The following is a 20,717-nucleotide window of genomic DNA, read 5'->3' as shown; positions in this document are numbered from 1 at the left end:
TGCATGTCCTCTTGCTTATTGGAGTCACTCTGGGAGTCACTACTTGCGCCCTACCGCGCCGCGCAGCCGTGCCGCGAATTCGCCTTGCCCCGCGAAGTAGGTCTGCACGATCCGCGATATCACGCCGTTCGAACCCGGCAGCGCACGCATGGCGTCGAACTGCGGCAGCGTGTGCTGCGCGTCGGCCTCGGCCGGATAGATCCGAACACGCACGTCGTACCACGCAGCCTGTCCTGTTATCGGGTCCGAGTTCGAGAATCGCCCGGCGGCTTCATTCCCCTTGTCGACGCCGGGCAGCTCGTCGGTGATCAAGTGATTGAGCAGGAAACCACGCTGCGACTCGCTTGCGTTCGCGCCGAGGTTCCATGCACCCGACGCCTTGCCGATCGCATTCCAGGTCCATACCGTCCCGGGCTCAACCGTTTCGCTGAAGCGAGCCATGCAGCGCACGCGGCCCCACTGCGACTCAACGTAAATCCAGCCGCCGTCCGCAATGCCGTTCCCGGCCGCCATCAACGGATTCATGTAGAGATAATTCTCGCCATGGATCTGACGCAGCCACGCATTCTGCGAGTCCCACGAGTGATACATCGCCATGGGCCGCTGCGTCACTGCGGCCAGCGGGAAACGCTCAAGATCAGTCGAGTTGCTTTCAAGCGGCGCGTACCAGAACGGCAGCGGATCGAAGTATTTTTCGACCCGCTCGCGCAAGTGATCGGGAGGCTGCCGACCTTTCGTTCTTCCTTGCGCCGCGAGACGAAACTTCTGCATGACATCGGAGTAAAGCTGGATGACGATGGGTTCGCGAAACTTGCGAAAGCCGTTCGCAACAGCCCAGTCCAGATACGGCCCGTTGCAGTTACGCATGTACTGCAAGTGTTCCGGCATCACGTGATGGAACACGCAGTTGTTCTTCGCGTACTGTTCCCATTGCTTCGGATTCGGCTCGCCGACCAGCGCCTTATCCCCATCTTTGCCCCGCCATCCGATCAGGAAACCTACCCCCGAATCGGGCGTCGTCGTGTAATTGACCACGAAGTCAGGATAATCACGAAAGCGCCGCGTGCCTTCGGCCGTGGTGAATGCCGGAAACTTCAGCCGCGACGCCAGTTCGATCAGCACTTCCTGGAACGGCTTGCACTGTCCCGAAGGCGGCACGACCGGCACGCGTACGGAATCGGCCGGACCGTCGAATTCGGAGATCGGGCGATCGAGCATCGACATCGCGTCGTGGCGCTCAAGGTAAGTCGTATCCGGCAGGATGAGGTCGGCGAACGCCGTCATCTCCGACTGGAACGCGTCGCACACCACGAGAAACGGAATCTTGTAGTCACCGTTCGCGTGTTTGTCGACGAGCATCTCGCGCACCTTCGTCGTATTCATCGACGAGTTCCAGGCCATGTTGGCCATGAAGATCATGAGCGTGTCGATGGGGTACGGGTCCCCTCGCCATGCGTTGGTGATCACGCTGTGCATCACACCATGCACGGCAAGCGGGTACTCCCACGAGAACGCTTTATCAATGCGAACGGGGCCGCCGTTTTCATCGATGAAAAGATCTTCCGGCGCGGCCGGCCAGCCCAGCGGTCCCGATGCAAGCGGCGTGTTCGGCTTGACGGCGTCGGGGCTGTTCGGCGGTTTCGCCGATGGCGGCACGGCACGCGGGAACGGCGATTTATGTCGAAAGCCGCCGGGTCGGTCGATCGTACCCAGCAGCGACATCAGCACCGCGAGCGCACGGATCGACTGGAAGCCGTTGGAATGTGCAGCGAGCCCGCGCATGGCGTGAAACGCGACGGGGTTGCCGGTGACGGTTTCGTGGGTCTCGCCCCACGCATCGGTCCATCGAATGGGCAACGTGATCCGGTGATCGCGGCTAGTCTGGATCATCTCCTGCGCGAGACGGCGAATGGTGCCAGCGGAAATGCCGGTGATATCGGCTGCCCACTCGGGCGTGCAATCCGCTACGCGCTCGCGCAGCAGCGTGAATGACGGCGCAACGGGCGAACCGTCCGCTAGCGTATAGCGGCCATCGAGCGCGGGTGTCACGCCAGGTGAATGATGTGGCACGGCGCGCGCCGCCTCAGCATCCCACCACGCATGATTTTGCGGAAACAGCGGATTGCCGACGGGCGTATCCGGGTCGCTCACGAACAGGCCGAAGTTCTCACTCTGTTCGTTAAGATCGACGAGGTCAGCCGCGTTCGTATAGCGGCGCACGAACTCGTGGTCCCAGGCATCCGCCGCAATCAGCTCGTGCAGAAACGCCATGAACAGGGCGCCGTCGGTGCCGGGCTTGATCGGTACCCATTCATCGGCAATGGCGGCGTAACCGGTGCGTATAGGATTGATCGCGATAAAGCGTCCGCCCCCGCGCTTGAACTTCGAGATGGCGATCTTCAGCGGATTCGAATGATGATCCTCCGCCGTGCCGATCATGAAAAACAACTTGGCGCTGTCGAGATCGGGACCGCCGAATTCCCAGAAGGAACCTCCGATCGTGTAGATCATGCCGGCCGCCATGTTCGCCGAGCAAAAGCCGCCGTGCGCCGCATAGTTAGGCGTACCGAACTGTTTGGCGAAGAGGCCCGTCAGCGCCTGCATCTGATCACGGCCGGTAAAGAGCGCGAACTTCTTTGGATCGGTGGCGCGGATACTGGCAAGGCGTTTTTCGAGCGTATCGAAGGCGACTTCCCACGACACCGGTTCGAACTGCGCGCTGCCACGCTCGGCGTCCGCACGGCGCATCAATGGCTGCGTGAGCCGGGCGGGCGAATACTGCTTCATGATGCCGGACGCGCCCTTCGCGCAGATCACGCCCTGGTTGAGCGGGTGTTCCGGATTGCCATCGATGTAACGCACTTCGCCTTCGCGCAAATGCACGCGAATGCCGCAGCGACAAGCGCACATGTAGCAAGTGGTCGTCTTGATCTCAAGCCGCTCGTCCTGCGTGCGGGCGTGATGTTCCATGCTGGGTCTCCCTCGCGGCTTCCGGTATGTCCAGGCGGTACCTATTCGATCCTGACCATCCTAATCGCCGTTGGTCACCAAGGGAAATCGCGATTTGCGAGAGCAACTATCCGCTACGCTGATGGTTTCAACTTGCCTGCAATTGCACGATCAGTGCACACGGATCGAAACCGTGATCAGCGAGATCGTCAGGGAGTCTGCTTGAGGATAGCGTCCATGAGTCCCGGGAACCTGCTGTCGAGTTCGGCACGTCGCAACGTGTTCTGATGAACCGTGCCGGCCACGCGCGTCTGGACGAGGCCCGCCTCGCGCAAAATGCGGAAGTGATGGGACATGCTTGATTTCGGGCGGCCGCCGTCGAGCTCCCCGCAGGTGGCTTCGGTGACACGCGACAAATGCAGCACGATATCAAGACGCACCGGGTCGCTCAAGGCGTTGAAGATCCGCTGAAGGGAGAAGCCCTCGGGGCCGGGATGGTTATATATGCGCATACGGCAGATGGTACCGGTTTCTGTGATAATCATAGTTCGAGTTATATCGAACTATCGAACTGAATTATTCCACGGAGCCTGCCCGATGCCCACATTATTCGAATCTTTCAAACTCAAAGACATCTCGTTGCGCAACCGCATCGCGATCCCGCCGATGTGCCAATACTCCGCTGTCGATGGCCTGATCAACGACTGGCACCGCGTGCATCTGGCTGCTCTGGCGCGCGGAGGCGCTGGCCTGGTTATCGTCGAGGCGACGGCTGTGTCGCCTGAAGGCCGCATTACCCCGGGCTGCACCGGCATCTGGAATGACGAGCAGGCGCAGGCGTTCGCGCCCGTCGTCGCGTCGATCAAGGCGGCCGGCGCCGTACCGGGCATCCAGATTGCCCATGCAGGTCGCAAGGCCAGCGCCAACCGTCCTTGGGAAGGCGACGACCATATTAGCGAAGACGATCCGCGCGGCTGGGAAACCATCGCGCCGTCGGCTATCGCCTTCGGGGCTAACCTGCCCAAGGTGCCCAAAGCGATGACACTCGACGACATCGCCCGCGTGCGCCAGGATTTCGTTGATGCTGCAAAACGAGCGCTCGATGCGGGTTTTGAATGGCTGGAGCTGCACTTCGCCCACGGCTATCTCGGTCAGAGCTTTTTCTCGACGCACTCCAATCAACGCGACGATATCTACGGCGGAAGCCTCGAGAACCGCAGCCGCTTCATGCTGGAAACACTGGCCGCAGTGCGCAAAGTATGGCCCGAGCACCTGCCGCTGACGGCTCGCTTTGGCGTCATTGAATATGACGGCCGCGATGAGGAAACCCTCGCGGAATCCATCGAGCTGGCGAAGAATTTCAAGCGTGAAGGGCTGGACATGCTCAGCGTCAGCGTGGGGTTCTCCACGCCGACAGCCAACATCCCGTGGGCTCCCGCCTTCCTCGTCCCGATTGCGCACCGGGTACGGCGCGAAGCGCAGTTGCCCGTCTCGTCGGCGTGGGGAATCGATACACCGGAACTCGCCGATAACGCAGTCCGCGAAGGCCAGCTCGATCTCGTGATGGTCGGCCGCGCCCATCTCGCCAATCCTCACTGGCCGTACTACGCTGCGAAAAAGCTCGGCATTGCACGTCCTTCGTGGACGTTGCCTGCTCCTTACGCGCATTGGCTCGAACGCTACGCAGTGAGCTAAGACGCGCCGGGAGGCTACGCTTCCCGCTTAGTCACAACAGCTCTTATACAAGCTCCGGCTCGCGTCGCGAAACCGCACTCCTCACCTTGAGCGGCGCGCCGGGCCGGCGTGGCCGCTCCGAAGCGGACGCATCGCCGCGCAACGTGAACACCGCCACCGCGTCACGCAACGAGTTGGCCTGCTCGGCAAGCGCATGCGCTGCCGCGGAGGCTTCCTCGACGAGCGCGGCATTCTGCTGCGTGACCTCGTCCATCTGCGTGACGGCCGTATTGACCTGTTCGATCCCCGTGCTCTGCTCCTGTGACGCCGACGAAATTTCGCCGACGATATCCGTCACACGCTGCACCGATCCCACGATCTCCGCGATGATCCGCCCCGCGTCGCCAACGAGTGCCGAGCCCGCATTGACGCGGTCGGTCGACTGGACGATCAATGCCTTGATTTCCTTCGCAGCCGTTGCGCTGCGCTGCGCGAGCGTGCGCACCTCGGCGGCGACCACGGCGAAACCGCGCCCTTCCTCGCCTGCGCGCGCCGCTTCCACGGCTGCGTTGAGCGCAAGGATGTTGGTCTGAAACGCGATGGCGTCGATCACGGCGATGATCTCCGCGACCTTGCTCGAACTATCGGCGATTCCGTGCATGGTTTCCACGACCTGACCCATCATCACGCCCCCGCGCGAAGCGGTGTGCGAGGCCGCGTCCGCAAGCGTGGATGCCTGTCGCGCGTTCTCCGCGTTCTGGCGGACCGTGCCGGTGAGTTCTTCCATGCTGGCCGCCGTTTCTTCAAGCGATGCCGCCTGCTCTTCCGTGCGCGACGAGAGGTTCAGGTTGCCCGATGCGATCTCGGCGCTGGCCGTCGCCACGCCCTCGGCGTTCTCACGAACCTTCGCGACCACTTGCGACAAACTCGACTGCATGTCCTTCAGTGCCGCGAGCAATTGCGCGATCTCGTCCTGGCCGCTGGAGTCAAAGTCCATCGACAGATTGCCGGTCGCAACAGCCTGTGCGCAACGCAGCGCGTGGCCAAGCGGTCGCGAGACCGTCCGGCTGAACATGACGCCGCCGATCATCGCGAGTGCGAGCACCGCCAGCATGAGCGCGACGCTGATTTCGGTCGCATGGCGCGCATCGATAGCGGCCTTCGCTGAAACTTGCGCACTGTCAGCCGCGATTTTTTGGGCGGCCTGTTCAAGCAGCGCCGACGGTTCGCGGTCCACGCCGGCCACGGCGTTATCACCGGCGGAGGGTTCGAAGCCAGCGGACTTGAACGCCTCGAAGCCCTTTCGATAACCCTCGCCCATCGAAGCGTGCGCGATCGCAAAGCGCTCGATCAGCGTGCGGCTTTCACCTTCCGGCAGCTTCGTCCTGAGATCCGCTGCGAGCGCGCCGACGGTCTTTTCACGGGTCTGGAAAGCGGACCAGTATTTGTCGAGCTGTGCCGGGTCCTTGCCGCGCAACAATGTGTCCTTCCACTCCTGGACTTGCAGCTTGAACGCGACGAGCGTGGCGGACACCATCCGTTCGTTCGCCACGTTGTCCTGCACCGTGGTTCCGTAGGCGTTGATCGACTGGTTGAGGGCGAAGATGCCATACAGCGCGCCCGCGAACATCAGCAGCAGCGCGACGGTGAAGGCAAGAGGGATTTTGAGGCTGAGCTTCATCGATGGTTCCCGGATTCGGCAAGCCGCGACCGGAGCGCGCGGTTGGACTACTGCTTATCGGTCCATTCGCACAAAACTGAAGGGGCACAGCCGCTGGGCAATGACGGTGCAACGACCCCGGTTACCGAATCCGATAGAACACGATTTTTCACCATCGCTTTGGCGCGCGCTCTACTAATAATCAGACAATAACGTGCTTCAAATTTTCCAATGCCGTAATCCAGCACTTGCCATCAATAAGCGACTTCGCGACACGTCTCAAGCGTTGTCGTCTGCGTCATTTGAGAGGCATCGAAAATTGCTATGCATCATCACGACGGGTGACTGTCGATGCCGGAGTCTGCGAGGGTTGGTGTGGTGTCCAATGGCGCTTGCGCCTGTACCACGGTTACGGCAATGACGTAATAAATGTCATCTGCACTGCAGCCGCGTGACAGATCGTTGGCAGGCTTTCGAAGGCCCTGCAATAGCGGGCCGATCGCCTTTGCCCCGCCTACCCTTTCTGCCAGCTTGTAGCTGATATTGCCGGCCTCCAGACTCGGAAAGACCAGCACGTTGGCCCGGCCGTGCACGTTCGAGTGATCTATCTTGCGTTCGGCGATCTCGGCGACGAGCGCCGCGTCGAGCTGCACATCGCCATCGATAGCAAGCTTTGGGCGCTGCTGCCTGACCAGGCGCGTTGCCTCCACCACCTTGTCGACTGCCGCATGCCGGGCGCTTCCGCTCGTCGAAAATGACAGCATGGCCACGCGCGGTTCATCCATCAAAAGGTTCTGCGCGCTATCTGCTGCCGCCATGGCGATCTGCGCCAGCTCATCCGCATTGGGGTCCACTACCAACCCGCAATCGGAGAAGATAATCCCACCCTTGAGCGTGTGGAAAGGTTCGCACAACATCATCAGAAAGAAGCTGGAAACCAGCTTGAACGATGGGTTAATGCCGATGATCTGGATAGCGGTTCGGACCACGTCGGCAGTGGTGTGTACTGCACCGGACACCGAACCATCGGCATAACCGAGCCGGACCATCAGGTTGGCAAAGCAGAGAGGTTTAAGCACTTCCCGTTTTGCCTCGTCCGGCGTCATGCCCTTGCCGGATCGCAATTCGAAGAGGCATCGGTACAAGGATGGACCGAGCGGTGAAGTGGATGGGTCCACCAGTTCTATTCCGGCCAGATCGATACCCTCACTGGCCGCCACTTGAAGAATGTGCGGGACATCCCCCACCAGAATCACGCGGGCAATGCGTTCCACGGTCACGCGTTGCGCCGCCTGAAGAATCCGCGGGTCCTCCGCCTCGCTCAGTACGATGCGCATAGGATGAATCCGGGCGCGCTCGATGATGCGGTTAATCGGCTTCATGGATTACTCGGTCACGGTTGCCAAAGACGGCAGGCTGATGCTGGAAACGGCAGCCATCCGTCTCCAGCATGTCAGGTTCCACGAGAGCCTTAGCCCCCGGAAGCTGGAAGCCTCACACGTAGTCTTTGTACTTATCGAGCAATCGCACGGGCTTGGCGAGCGCATCACGACGGAACGGATCGCCGAGTTCCCGCGTACACATGATCTCGATGATGGTGGTCTTGCCGTGATTCATCTGCAAGTCGATCGCACGCTTGAGCGCAGGGCCGACATCCTCAAGCCGATTCACCACGATCCCTTCAGCGCCCATCGCCTTGGCAATCTCCGCAAAACTCTGGTTATCCAGCTCTCCCGCCACGAAGCGCCGGTTATAGAAGTCGACCTGATTCTTCTTCTCCGCGCCCCACTGCCGGTTATGAAACACCACCGCCGTCACCGGAATGTTGTGACGCACGCAGGTCATGGTTTCCATCAGGCTCATGCCCCAGGCGCCGTCGCCCGCATACGACACCGCAGGCCGGTGCGGCGCTGCCACCTTCGCCCCGATGATGGTCGGGAACGCGTACCCGCAATTGCCCCAGCTCATCGCGGCAAAGAAGCTGCGCGGCTTGTTAAAGCGCAGGTAACTGTTGGCCACCGAGTTGATGTTGCCTATATCCGTGGACACCATCACGTCCTCAGGCATCGCCTTTTCCAGTTCGCGCAGCACCTGACGCGGATGCAGATACTGCCCACCGCCCAAGGGCCGCTCGTGCTTCTGCTCCTCGATCATGTCCAGGCTGTAGGCATCGCGCTCATGGGTCCACTCGTCGAGTTCCTTCTCCCATGCTGCTTTCTCGGCCGCGATCTGGCGCGCGCGTTCTTCACGCGTGGCATCGCTTACCAGCGTGCGCCCATCGAGCCGCTGGCTCAGTGCAATGGCGGCCGCTTTCGCATCGCCGCAGATGCCCACCGAGATCGTCTTCACGAGCCCAAGCATCTTGTGATCGGCATCGATCTGGATGATCTTCGCGTCCTTGGGCCAGTAGTCCATGCCGTGCTGCGGCAACGTGCCGAAGGGTCCAAGACGCGAGCCGAGCGCGATCACCACATCGGCTTGCGCCAGCAGCTTCATGGCAGCCTTGGAGCCCTGATAACCCAGCGGGCCGCACCACAGCGGATGCTTCGCCGGAAACGAATCGTTATGCAGGTAGCTGTTGACCACCGGCGCCCCGAGCCGCTCGGCCAGCGCCTGGCACTGCTCGATGGCATCGCCCATCACCACGCCACCGCCCGAGATGATCACGGGGAACTTCGCCTGCGCGATTAATTCCGCAGCTTCGTTAAGGCTCTGTTCGCCGCCCGGGCCGCGATCCAGATTCTGCGGTTTCGGGATCTCGGCCTTGATCTGGCCGTAGAAGTAATCGCGCGGGATATTAAGCTGGGTCGGCCCCATCTCTGCCTTGGCACGATCAAAACACCGGCCGGTAAATTCGGCCATGCGCGCTGGGTGTGTAACGTGACCCTGATACTTGGTGAACTCCTGGAACATCGGCAACTGACGCGCTTCCTGGAAGCCGCCCAGCCCGATACCCATGGTGCCGGCCTCAGGTGTCACGATCACCACCGGGCTATGCGCCCAGTAAGCCGCAGCAATAGCGGTGACGCAGTTGCTGATACCCGGTCCGTTCTGGCCGATCACTACGCCATGGCGCCCGGAGACACGTGAATAGCCATCGGCCATGTGGCCCGCACCCTGTTCGTGAACCACGGGAATCAGACGAATACCGGCTGGCGCGAAGATGTCCATCGCGTCCATGAAGGCCGAGCCCATGATGCCGAACATCTCGGTGACGCCGTTGGCGGCGAGCGTTTCAACGAACGCTTCAGACGGGGTCATGGCCTGGGGGCCGGTGCGCGCGACAGTAGTGGAAGCGCTGCTGGCTACGGGGTCTTGCTCGCTCATGGTGGTGTCTCCGGGTTTATCTATAAAACGGAACGTATTGTTCCGAAATGTGTAGTTCATGAGGGAAGATAAAATAAGATGAACCCGTCGTCAATCCACATTTACAATAAACGGTATAATTTGTATCTAAAAAAGAAGAAAGCTATGATGAGCGCCAGGTAAGCCGACTGCGTGGATGAACGCGTCGCAGCGGTGAAACAAGAGAGGAGACGGAAGTGATTGATGGTGCGACCAGCGGAATAAGCGCAGTGAACAAGCCGGACAAGATGGTCGCGGTACGGGATGTGTTCGGCATCGATTCCGACCTGATGGTGCCCGCCTTCAGCGAACCCGACGACCACGTTCCGGAAATCGATGCGGTTTATCGCTTCAACCCGGAAGTGACGACCGCGATCCTCGCGGGCTTCGCCCGTAACCGCCGGGTCATGGTGCAGGGGCTGCATGGCACGGGCAAATCGACGCATATCGAACAGGTGGCGGCCCGGCTCAACTGGCCGTGCGTGCGCATCAATCTGGACGGTCATATCAGCCGCCTCGATCTGGTGGGAAAAGATGCGATCGTCGTGCGCGACGACATGCAGGTGACGGAGTTCCAGGAAGGCATCGTGCCGTGGGCGCTGCAGCGGCCGGTCGCGTTGATCTTCGACGAATACGACGCCGGCCGCCCGGACGTGATGTTCGTGATCCAGCGCATCCTGGAACGTGATGGCAGGTTCACCCTGCTTGACCAGAACCGCGTGATCCGTCCGCACCCATACTTCCGTCTGTTCGCCACCAGCAATACGGTGGGTCTGGGCAACATTAACGGCCTGTATCACGGCACCCAGATGTTGAACCACGCGCAGATGGACCGCTGGAACGTGGTCGCCACGCTCAATTACCTGCCGCGCGCGGAAGAAACGGGGATCGTGCTCGCGCGCGTGCCGGAGCTTGCCGACGACGCCGGCCGTGCACTGATTGAATCGATGGTGAGCGTGGCTGAACTTACGCGCAAAGGCTTCACGACCGGCGATGTATCGACGCTTATGTCGCCGCGTACGGTGATTGACTGGGCGGAAAATTGCCAGATCTTCCACGATCCGGCGCGTGCCTTTCGTCTGACGTTCCTCAACAAGTGCGACGAGGCTGAGCGGCCGATCGTCGCCGAGTATTTCCAGCGTTGCTTTGGCAAGGAGCTGGACGACACGTCCGAGCGAAAGAGCCTCGCAACGGAGTCTCGCTGATGGAAACGGACAGGCGCCGCGAGCAGCACGAGAATCTGTGCGCATCGGCAGTACGTGCCCTCACAGGCGACGCGGCGCTCGACTACCGCAACGGCCGCTTGTGCCGCGACCTGCGCCCGCTGCCGCTCAATGCGCCGCATCTGCGCCGCGATAGGATGGCGAACAGGCTGGACTGCCTGCGCGGTGCGGCCGATGGCGCCGCCCTGCGTCTGATGCGCTCCGATGCGACCCTGCATAACCGGTTATGCCCCGCCGACCCGGTCGCGCGCCTCGTGTTCGAACTGCTTGAGCAACTGCGCTGCGAAAGCCTGACACCGCCCGGCATGCCCGGTCTTGTGAATAACCTTCGGCAGCAGTTCGAAGCCTGGTCGCGAAGTTTTTATCGCTCTGGACAAGCGGAAAGCCATATCGGCAACCTGCTTTATACCGTCGCGCAGATTTCCTGGTCGCGCCTCTCGGGCTGGCCGGTGCTCGAAGAAACCGAGGGCCTGATCGAACATACGCGCGCGGGGATTGCGCCAGCGCTGAGCGTTTCGCTAGCCGGGCTGCGGCGGCATCGCGCGGAGCAAAGTGCGTTCGCGGTCCACGCGCTTGAGATGGCCCATCTTGTGAGCGGAATGATCCGGGACGCGCGCGAGCAGCACACGCTGGATGAATCAGCAGATAAGACGGACGACGAAGCCACCCGCACGGCGTTATCGCTATGGTTCGATTTCGATGACAACGAGAACGCGGATGAAGACGAGTCGATGGCAGCCGTCGTCACTGGCGTAGGCCGCGTGCCGAGGGCGTCCAGCGACAGCTACCGCATTTTCACCCAGCGCTATGACCAGGAGATTCATCCGGGCTCGCTTGTGCGCAAGGCGCTGCTGGCGGAGTATCGCGAGCGCCTCGACGAGCGAATTGCGACGCAAGGCATCAACATTCCCCGGCTGGCCCACGCGCTGCGGATTGCGCTCGCCATCCCGCAACGCGACGGCTGGTCGTTCGGAGAGGAGCATGGCCGCATCGATGGCCGGCGCCTCGCGCAACTCGTTAGCTCTCCTGCTGAGCGACGCCTATTTCGGCTGGAACGGGAAACGCCGCTGGCCGATTGTGCAATCAGTTTCCTGATCGACTGCTCGGGCTCGATGCGCGCTCATATTGAAGCAGTGGCCGTCATGGTGGACACGCTCGTGCGCGCCCTTGATCAGGCGGGTGTGACTACCGAGGTACTGGGTTTCACCACGGGCGCCTGGAACGGCGGCCGCGCCCGGCTCGACTGGATGGCTCGTGGGCGGCAGCCTCATCCCGGCCGGCTCTGTGAACTCTCGCACATGGTGTTCAAGGATGCGTCGACCAATTGGCGACGAGCCCGCGCGAATATAGCCGCGCTCTTCAAGGCCGATCTGTTTCGCGAAGGCGTGGATGGCGAGGCGATCGACTGGGCATGCACGCGACTGCTTGCACGAAACGAGCGAAGGCGGATCGTGATCGTGATTTCAGACGGCAGCCCGATGGAAGGCGCCACGGTCCTCGCGAACAACGCGCGTTATCTCGACAATCATCTGCGCGAAGTCATCGCGCGCCACGAGGCCGCGCGAGATGTGGAGGTACTGGGATTAGGCATTGGGCTGGATCTCAGCCCGTACTACCGGCATTGCCTCGCGATGGACTTGTCCATGCAGCCCACCATGGCGATGTTCGGCGAACTGGTGCGATGGATCGGCGGGCGCAAGCATGCGGTGGTGTCAGGTAACGGACGATAGAAGCCAGATGCGCCCACGCCGGGCATGTCGCCCGGCGAAGCGCACCTCTACGCAACAGCCGTGGCGGTCAGGCTATTCACACCCATTTCATCCAGCACGTCGCGCACGGCGGCGATCAAACCGTACATCTCCTTTTCGTAAAGCCGGCCGATGCAGCCGATACGAAACGATTCCGCGATCGTCAGCTTGCCGGGATAGATCACATAACCGCGTGATTTCAGGCCATCGTAGAAACGCTCGAAGACAAAGCGCGGATGCGCGGGCATCCGGAAGGTCACGATGATCGGTGCCTGCAAATCCGCCTTCAGCAGAAGCTCAAAGCCGAGCGCCTTCATGCCGTCGACCAGAACACGGCAGTTGTTCCGATACCGCCCGCCTCGCCCGCCAACGCCCCCCTCCGAATCAAATTCCTGAAGCGCCTGATGAAACGCCACGATCACATGCGTAGGTGGCGTGAACCGGTACTGCCCGGTCTTTTCGAAATTCGCCCACTGGTCGTACAGGTCTAGAACCAGCGTGGTGGCGTTGCCTTTGGTCGCGGCCAGCGCGTCGCGCCGGCATACGACGAAGCCAAGTCCCGGCACGCCCTCGATGCACTTGTTCGACGAAGCCGCCACCGCGTCCGCGTGGATCGCGGGCGCGTCGATCGGCAGTGCGCCGAAGGCGCTCATTGAGTCGATGAGATAGCCCTTTTTGTACTTGGCCGCGAGCGTGCCGATCTCGGCAATCGGGTTAAGGATGCCCGAGGTCGTCTCGCAATGGACCACGAAGATATGCGTGATCGAGGGCGTGCGCTTCAGTATGGTCTCGATCTTTTTCAGGTCCGGCGGCGCATCTTCGGCCGTCTCATGGGTGACGGTCTTGCGCCGGGCGATATCGAGAATTCGTTTCGCGCGCTGCCCATAAGCGCCGTTGATGAGCATGAGGACCTTTCCAGCCGGTGGCACGAAACTGGTCAGCATGGCTTCGACTGCAAAGGTGCCGGAACCTTGCATGGGCACCGTTACATAGTCGCCCTCGCCGTGAACGATCTCGGCGAGTCGTGCGAGCACGGCTTTGTTGATCGCAACAAAACTCGCATCGCGCGAGCCCCAGTCGTGCGCCATCGATGCCTTGACGGTACGCGAAGTAGTCAACGGCCCGGGCGTCAGGAGAAAGGGATCGCCCGTTTCGGAAGCGGCTGGTTTGAGGACCGCGGATTGATTCATAGGAAGGATGTCCAGTATCGATGTGTGGCGTTTAAAGGCTGCACGAAGAATAGATGAGCGTGTGGAGCGTGTAATGTCGCTGGCTGCGAGGCGTTCACGTCTGCCAAGCGTCCTCGACGCATGGCGACATTTTAACCGCCCATCGTCCATTTCAAGGCCTCAGCCGCTGCCGTGACCTGGAAGCACATCATTAATAGATACAAATCATACCGTTTATTGTAAATGGTTGATGACACGGGGAAATGCGCCAGCCTGTCGGCGTCGCCCCGGACACGGGCTCATATAGATCGACAAATCAACTCGCGTTCGGCCCGGCGGGTGCGCAGCGGGCGCCCCGCATCGCTGGGATAATCGAGTTTTCTCTCTCGACCCTGAAAGGATCCACACGTGACCGAACCTGCAAACCCCTCTTCCAGCGGCCCCGTGCGCCGTGTCGCGTTTCTTGGCCTGGGCGTCATGGGTTATCCGATGGCCGGCCACCTTGCCAAAGCCGGCCTCGACGTCACGGTGTACAACCGAACCCACGCCAAGGCCGAACAATGGGTGACCGAACACGCCGGACAGGCGGCACGGACACCGCGCGAAGCCGCGTCGAAAGCAGACCTCGTGCTGGCGTGCGTAGGCAACGACGATGACCTGCGCAGCATCACGCTGGGCGACGACGGCGCTTTCGCCGGCATGGCTCAAGGAACCACATTCGTCGATCACACAACCGCATCCGCCAATGTGGCGCGTGAGCTGGCGGAGATCGCGGACGCACGCGGGCTGGCCTTCATTGACGCCCCCGTGTCCGGCGGTCAGGCTGGCGCGCAAACAGGCAAGCTGACCATCATGTGCGGCGGAGCCGAGGATGTCTTTGAACGCGTCCACACCACCCTCGATCACTACGCGACGGCCGTTACGTTAATCGGCCCGGCCGGCGCAGGGCAACTCGCGAAGATGGTCAACCAGATCTGCATCGCCGGAGTGGTTCAGGGTTTGTCGGAGGCTGTTAATTTCGGCCAGTTGTCCGGCCTCGACATGCCGCTCGTACTCGATGTAATCGGCAAAGGCGCGGCAGCAAGCTGGCAGATGGACAATCGCGGCAAGACCATGATCGACGGCAAGTTCGACTACGGCTTTGCCGTCGACTGGATGCGCAAGGACCTGGGCTTCTGTCTCGACGAAGCGAAGCGCAACGGCGCCTCCCTGCCCATGACCGCACTCGTCGACCAGTTCTACGGCGACATACAGGCGCTCGGCGGCAATCGCTTCGATACATCCAGCCTGATCTGGCGCCTGCGCAAACTCAAGAGCTAGTTTCAGGCTCTGCACTTCACTTGCGCCAGCGCAACGGCCGGCGCAGGTGATGCCGCTCCAGCCGCAAGCCGGGCGCTGCTTGCAGGAACGCGGGGAGGCCGCCAAGCGAACCGGCCTCGGTACGGTCGCGTTCCTCGTCGGCATCGACCGTCTTCAACGGGTTGATGAACAATGCCGCCACCATGCCCACTGCAAGCAGGCATGCCGAGATAGTGAACGAGACGTTATAGCTGCCCGTCGTTTCGATCAGGTAACCGAACACGACCGGCGACACCATCCCCGCCACACCGAAGCCGGTGTTCATCATGCCGCCGGCGGTGCCCGCGTATTTGCCCGCGATATCGAGTGGCAATGTCCAGAGCACAGGATTGGTGATCTCCAGGAAGAAGAACGACGCCGACAGGAACAGCACGGCCGTCACCGGATTCGCTATACTAACCATTGGCACCAGGAATGCGAGCGAACCGCCCAATCCCACCACCAGCACGGAACAGCGTGCGAAGCGCAGCCGGCCAGTCATCTTGAAGATCTTGTCGGACAGCATCCCGCCGAGCGTATCGCCTATCACGCCCGCCAGCAGCGGCAAGGCGGTGAAAAGCGCGAGTTGCTTGAGATCGAATCCCCGCGACTCCTTGAGATAAGACGGCAACCACGTCAAGTAGACCCATAGCAGCCAGCCGTAGCAAAAATCGACGAAGGTCACGAGCCACATGCGGTGCATCAGCTTTCGCCACGGCGTCGCGCAATGTTTGGCACGGTCGCAGTCGCCCACGTGATAGCCGATCTCCGCTGTTTCTTGCGGCGTGATGCGACGGTGCTGTTCGGGAGAGTTCGTGAACACGCACAGATAAAGCACGGTCCACGCAAGACTGGCGACACCGAGCAGAATGAATGCATCGCGCCATCCGCCTGTTGCTACCACAGCGAGCACGAGCGGCGGCGTCACGGCCCCGCCGAGCCGGGCGAAGCTATGAGTGATTCCTTGCGCGAAACCGCGCTCGGCGACAGGCATCCAGTAGGTAAAGGCACGGGTAGCCGTCGGAAATGCACCACCCTCGCCCACGCCGAGCATGAAGCGCAAGCCGACGAGCATCGCCACGCTGCCGGCAAAGCCGGTTGCAAGCGTCGCAACACCCCAGATGAGCGAAAGCACGGTGAGCACGCGCTTGGGTCCGTACTTGTCGGCAAGCCAGCCACCCACAATCTGCATGACGGCATACGGATACGCGAACGCGGAGAACACAAGGCCGAGCTGCCCCGACGTCAATCCCATCTCATGCCGGATGATGGGGCCGGCCACGGCAATGTTCACGCGATCGATGTATGAGATGAAATACATCAGGCACATGACCGCGAGAATGATGTGACGCGTCTTGACACGCCGCGGTTGCGTCGCTTGCTGTTCCATGCTGTCTCCTGTCTCTTCCGTGTGACGTCTTTGACGTTCGTGGTCGGTGTTTCGATGCTTATTTCGTTTCGCTTATTTCGTATTGCGGCTTTTGCGTCGGAGGCTTCCTTGCGTGAGTAGATATGGTTCGCGCCTTGGCGGATCAGCTTGGCAGCAGCTTCAACCGCTGTACCTTGCCCGACGGCCCGCGCGGCAGTTCATCGATCAGGCGGAATTCCTTCGGCGTCTTGAAGCGGCCGAGTTCGCGCAGGCAGTGATTCCTGAGATCGGCGAGATCGAGGGCGAGTGGGCCGTCGAGCGTGCGCGGAACGATGAATGCGACAATCTCCTGTCCATACGCTGCATCCGGCAGGCCGACCGCAGCAGCATCGAGCACGCCCGGGTGCTTCAGCAACGCCTCATCAATCTCGCGCGGCGCAATGTTCTCGCCGCCTTTAATGATCAGTTCCTTCGAGCGGCCGTTGATATAGAAGTAACCTTCCGCATCGCGGTAACCAAGGTCACCCGTGCGTAGCCAGCCGTCCTCAGTGAACGCCGCTCGCGTCTCTTCCGGGCGCTTGTAGTAGCCGCTCATCACCTGTTCGCCGTGCAACACGATCTCGCCGCATTCGTCGTTGGCACAATCGCGGCCTTGTGCGTCGATCACGCGGGCGCTCGCACCGCACGGCAAGCCAATGCTGCCAATTCGTCTCTTTCCAATCTCATATGGATTACTAAATACTGGAGCCGCGGTCTCCGTCATACCCATCGTTTCGATCACGCCGATTCCAAAGCGTGCCTCGAACGCCCGGTGATGCTCGGCCGGCAGCGCCGCCGACGCGCTGCGGCAAAACTTGAGCGCGGACAGGTCGAAGGCGTGATCGTCCTGCTGGTTGAGCAGATAAGCGACTATCGTCGGTACGACGTTGATCCAGGTGCAGCCGTGACGCGTGACATCGCGCCAAAACGTTCGGGCCGAGAAACGCGGCGCGACGACGACGGAGCCGCCGTGATGCAACGGCGCCAGAAGCGTCACCACCAAGCCATTGATGTGAAAAAGCGGTAGCGACGCGAGCACGCGATCGTCAGCGGTGAGCCGGTGCTCGGTTGTGATCGTGCGCGCGTTCGCCAGCAGGTTGCGATGCGTGAGGAGCACGCCTTTAGGCAAACCGGTCGTGCCCGAGGTGTACATCAGAAGCGCGACGTCTTCCGCGCGCGGCGAATTTTCGCTGACAGTAGCCAACTGCGATGTAACAGGCCGTGCTGAAGGCTGCGTTGCGGCATCGGCGAGCGCCAGTTCCGGAGGCGCGAACACGGGTGCCTGAAGCGCGTCAGGCTCGGTGGTGACGACCAGGATCTCGCGATTGAAACCTTCTTCGCGCAACGCTGCAATGGCCGACGCAATCGCAACCCGCGATTCCCCCGAGACAAATATGGCTCGTGTATCCGAATGCTCGACGATATAACGCACCTGCGACGGCTGGCACAGCAGGTTCAAGGGATTGGCTATGAGCCCGCTATACATCGCGGCAAGGAGCAGCGTGGCCGTCTGGATGCCGTTGCCCATGAACACCGAGACAACATCGCCCGGCTTCAGACCCGCGTCGTGAAAGCGGGCATCAAGCGTCTGGCAAGCGTCACGCAATTCGCCGAACGTCAGCACGCCGGCGTGGCTTGGGATCGGACTGACATCCGCATGAGCGTCATCGGCTGGCGCGAGCAGGAAGGGTTTGTCGGGGAACTGCGCGGCACGTTCGTCGATCAACGCGCGCACGGTGGCAGGCGTGTTCATCGACCGTACCTCTTGAAGAAATCACCCAGTAAGTCGTCCACCTCCGGAACGCGTTCTTCGATGGGATAAGCGACCCGCGTGATGTTCAGGTAGTGACGAAAGCCGAGGTTCCCGGAGAAGTTGTTGCGGCCCCAGGTGCCGCAACCCATCGACAGCGAAAAAGGCAGACCGTTGTCGAAATTGCCCCCGGTTGCGAGGCAATGCGCCTGATTGAAGATGACGCGGGCGACCGGCAAGTTCATGCCGAGTTGCACGGCTTCCGCGGGATCAGCGGAATGCAGCCCGACCGAGTGGCCCGCACCCATGTACGCGTAGATGCGCTGCACGATCGAGGTGGCGTCTGCGAAATCCCTCGCGCGATAGACGGTCAGCACGGGTGAAAGCTTTTCACCCGAGAACGGATGCTCCTCGCCGAACCCATCTTCCTCGACCATCAGGAAAGCGGGCGCCTTGGCCGCGATGTCATCGAGACCGGCTAACCGGGCGATCTCAACTGCGGACTTCGCCGTGCAGTGCGCGGAGAGTTTCCCCCCCGTCCACATTGCCGCTTGCAGGCGTTCCTTTTGCGCCGCGTCGAGTAACGCTCCGCCGTTTTCAGCGAGTGCGTTAAGTGCAGCCCGATACACCGCGTCCACAATCACGACACTGTTTTCGGATGAACAACTGGTGGCGTTATCGAAGGTCTTGGAGAGCCGAATTTTCCGCGCCGCGTCATTCAGATCCGCCGAAGCAGCGATAATCGATGCCACGTTGCCCGCACCTACGCCGAACGCGGGCGTGCCGCTCGTGTACGCCATGCGGACATTGGCCTGCGACCCCGTTGCGACCACGAGATCGCACAGCGGTAATAGTGCTGCCGTGGCCGCCTTGGTAATCGGCGGCGATAGCACTTGAACGAGATCGCGGGACAAGCCCGCCTTGGCGAATTGCGCGTGGATGAATTCAATCAGCAACGCGCACGATGAATACCCCTTCGGCGATGGTGCAACGATTACCGCGTTGCCGCATTTCAGCGCGTTGATAATCTTGTTAGCGGGCGTGGCGGCGGGGTTGGTTGAAGGCGTAATCGCGGCAATCACACCCACCGCTCGCGCTATCTCGACGATTCCGGTAGCTGAATTCCGGCTGATCACTCCGCAGGTTTTGGCATCGTGCAAATCGCGCAGCAGACCGAGCGTCTTCCGATAGTTCTTGCGAAACTTGTCGTCGGCGTTTCCCAGGCCTGTGTCGCGTACGGCAAGCTCTGCCAGGCGCCGGTTGCGACCCGACTCCATGATGGCCCACGCCGCGGCGGCGGCGGCTGTATCCAGAACGTCCTGCCCCGCGTGTTCAAATTCCTTCTGCGCCGCGCGTGCCCGCGCAATCTGTTCCGCTACGACGGCGGTCGTCTCCACTTCCACTGCGCTGATGTGTCCATTCATTACGCGTCGCTCCGGCTAAAATAATCACGGTGATTTGCAATCTACTCAGCCACGCGCACAGCGAAGTCCCGTTTTCCGATCTAACGCTCGCTACCCCTCCCATAGCAGCGAAAAATACAGTTTTCGGGACGTTTCGCAGTCCCGAAAAGCGATAAAGTTGATGCAAGTCCCCCATAAAAATTTACGACGTTCAGGAGACGGAATGTCGACATCAAACCAATCCAACGCAGCCGCCGTGCGCGCATTTCGGGTACTCGAAACATTGGCGCAGGCGGGGCGCCCTCTTTCGATGACCGATCTCGTCGACGCACTCGCGCTGCCCAAGCAGACCGTGCATCGCATCCTGGTGCAGTTGACGGATGCGTACCTCATCACGCGCGGCGCTGGCGACCGGTTGTATGAATGTTCGCCACGGGTGCGCTCGCTCGCGGTCAACGTGCTGATGCATGCCGGTCCTGCAGCGGCACGCCATGCGCTGCTCGAGCAACTGGTGGAAAAGATCGGGGAGACGTGCAACCTGACAATGTTGTCGGGTAACGACGTGGTCTATGTCGATCGCGTGGAGACGGAGTGGCCGTTGCGCATGCATTTGCAACCGGGTTCGCACGTGCCCCTGCATTGTTCGGCAAGCGGCAAGTTGCTGCTGAGCTTCATGCCACGCGAACGGCGCGAGCGGATGATCGAGACACTGCCGTTGCGCGCGTATTCGGAACGGACCATTGTCGACCGTGACGCTTTGCGCCACGAACTGAGCACGACGCGCCGGCGCCTGCTCGCGATCAACAACCAGGAGCACTTGCAGGGACTGATCGCTATCGCGGTGCCGGTGATGCTCGATCGCAATCGGGCGTGCGCGGCCATCGCGGTGCAGGCGCCAATCGGTCGCGTCGCGCTCGACGATCTGCTCGCGTTTGTGCCTGACCTGCGTCTTGCTGCTGCGGAAACGGCTAAGACGTTTCACGATTGATTGCAAATTATTGCGTCAAAGGCGAGGTGCGGGTTACCGAGGATGGGGTTCGTTCGCACTCG

At 61.2% G+C, this 20,717-nt stretch carries 14 protein-coding genes; 5 read left to right on the top strand and 9 right to left on the bottom strand.

The window, feature by feature from the left end; genetic code table 11:
- Positions 1–39 precede the first annotated feature (39 nt).
- Positions 40–2,970: a molybdopterin-dependent oxidoreductase gene (locus ACSQ36_RS09160; protein WP_436181682.1), complete on the bottom strand. Its 2,931-nt coding sequence runs from the start codon at positions 2,968–2,970 to the stop codon at positions 40–42.
- A 188-nt stretch (positions 2,971–3,158) separates the two neighbouring features.
- Positions 3,159–3,461, bottom strand: a complete 303-nt coding sequence (locus ACSQ36_RS09155; RefSeq protein WP_436181681.1) for an ArsR/SmtB family transcription factor — start codon at positions 3,459–3,461, stop codon at positions 3,159–3,161.
- An 85-nt stretch (positions 3,462–3,546) separates the two neighbouring features.
- On the opposite strand from ACSQ36_RS09155, the gene ACSQ36_RS09150 reads away from it, so the two are divergent.
- On the top strand, positions 3,547–4,644 hold the full coding sequence (locus ACSQ36_RS09150; RefSeq protein WP_436181680.1) for an NADH:flavin oxidoreductase/NADH oxidase: 1,098 nt from the start codon (positions 3,547–3,549) through the stop codon (positions 4,642–4,644).
- 43 nt (positions 4,645–4,687) lie between these two features.
- On the opposite strand, the gene ACSQ36_RS09145 is transcribed toward ACSQ36_RS09150, so the two are convergent.
- The 3 genes from ACSQ36_RS09145 to xsc form a co-directional block, all read right to left on the bottom strand.
- Positions 4,688–6,304 carry a methyl-accepting chemotaxis protein gene (locus ACSQ36_RS09145; RefSeq protein WP_436181679.1) on the bottom strand — a complete coding sequence of 539 codons (1,617 nt, stop codon included), beginning with the start codon at positions 6,302–6,304 and terminating at the stop codon, positions 4,688–4,690.
- A 311-nt stretch (positions 6,305–6,615) separates the two neighbouring features.
- Positions 6,616–7,665 carry a phosphate acetyltransferase gene (gene pta / locus ACSQ36_RS09140; RefSeq protein ID WP_436181678.1) on the bottom strand — a complete coding sequence of 350 codons (1,050 nt, stop codon included), beginning with the start codon at positions 7,663–7,665 and terminating at the stop codon, positions 6,616–6,618.
- Positions 7,666–7,777: 112 nt separating this feature from the next.
- Positions 7,778–9,610: a sulfoacetaldehyde acetyltransferase gene (xsc, locus tag ACSQ36_RS09135; protein ID WP_436181677.1), complete on the bottom strand. Its 1,833-nt coding sequence runs from the start codon at positions 9,608–9,610 to the stop codon at positions 7,778–7,780.
- Between the two features lie 215 nt (positions 9,611–9,825).
- Here xsc and ACSQ36_RS09130 point away from each other — a divergent pair, with 215 nt between their 5' ends.
- Together ACSQ36_RS09130 and ACSQ36_RS09125 are read left to right on the top strand one after the other, a co-directional pair.
- Positions 9,826–10,833 (top strand): AAA family ATPase, encoded by a 1,008-nt coding sequence (locus ACSQ36_RS09130; RefSeq protein ID WP_436181676.1) that lies wholly within the window; start codon positions 9,826–9,828, stop codon positions 10,831–10,833.
- On the top strand, positions 10,833–12,581 hold the full coding sequence (locus ACSQ36_RS09125) for a cobaltochelatase CobT-related protein (protein WP_436181675.1): 1,749 nt from the start codon (positions 10,833–10,835) through the stop codon (positions 12,579–12,581). Before ACSQ36_RS09130 ends, ACSQ36_RS09125 begins: the two co-directional genes overlap by 1 nt.
- 47 nt (positions 12,582–12,628) lie before the next feature.
- Here ACSQ36_RS09125 and ACSQ36_RS09120 read toward each other — a convergent pair whose 3' ends face one another.
- Positions 12,629–13,789: a 2-aminoethylphosphonate--pyruvate transaminase gene (locus ACSQ36_RS09120; RefSeq protein WP_436181674.1), complete on the bottom strand. Its 1,161-nt coding sequence runs from the start codon at positions 13,787–13,789 to the stop codon at positions 12,629–12,631.
- Between the two features lie 387 nt (positions 13,790–14,176).
- Between ACSQ36_RS09120 and ACSQ36_RS09115 the strand changes: the two genes are divergently transcribed.
- On the top strand, positions 14,177–15,088 hold the full coding sequence (locus tag ACSQ36_RS09115; RefSeq protein WP_436181673.1) for an NAD(P)-dependent oxidoreductase: 912 nt from the start codon (positions 14,177–14,179) through the stop codon (positions 15,086–15,088).
- A 16-nt stretch (positions 15,089–15,104) separates the two neighbouring features.
- Here ACSQ36_RS09115 and ACSQ36_RS09110 read toward each other — a convergent pair whose 3' ends face one another.
- The 3 genes from ACSQ36_RS09110 to sauS all read right to left on the bottom strand — a co-directional run bounded on the left by ACSQ36_RS09110 (position 15,105) and on the right by sauS (position 19,688).
- Complete coding sequence (locus ACSQ36_RS09110; RefSeq protein WP_436181672.1) at positions 15,105–16,496, bottom strand: MFS transporter; 1,392 nt, start codon at positions 16,494–16,496, stop codon at positions 15,105–15,107.
- A 142-nt stretch (positions 16,497–16,638) separates the two neighbouring features.
- Positions 16,639–18,267: an AMP-binding protein gene (locus tag ACSQ36_RS09105; RefSeq protein ID WP_436181671.1), complete on the bottom strand. Its 1,629-nt coding sequence runs from the start codon at positions 18,265–18,267 to the stop codon at positions 16,639–16,641.
- Complete coding sequence (sauS, locus tag ACSQ36_RS09100) at positions 18,264–19,688, bottom strand: acylating sulfoacetaldehyde dehydrogenase (protein WP_436181670.1); 1,425 nt, start codon at positions 19,686–19,688, stop codon at positions 18,264–18,266. Before sauS ends, ACSQ36_RS09105 begins: the two co-directional genes overlap by 4 nt.
- 202 nt (positions 19,689–19,890) lie before the next feature.
- Here sauS and ACSQ36_RS09095 point away from each other — a divergent pair, with 202 nt between their 5' ends.
- Positions 19,891–20,655, top strand: coding sequence for an IclR family transcriptional regulator (locus tag ACSQ36_RS09095; protein WP_213763934.1), 765 nt, complete (start codon positions 19,891–19,893; stop codon positions 20,653–20,655).
- Positions 20,656–20,717: the final 62 nt, after the last annotated feature.

The organism is Caballeronia sp. LjRoot34, assembly GCF_964253815.1.
In the GTDB taxonomy this organism is placed as follows: domain Bacteria; phylum Pseudomonadota; class Gammaproteobacteria; order Burkholderiales; family Burkholderiaceae; genus Caballeronia.
The sequence above is the reverse complement of the archived record's forward strand: the minus strand, read 5'-3'. Positions and strand labels throughout refer to the sequence as shown.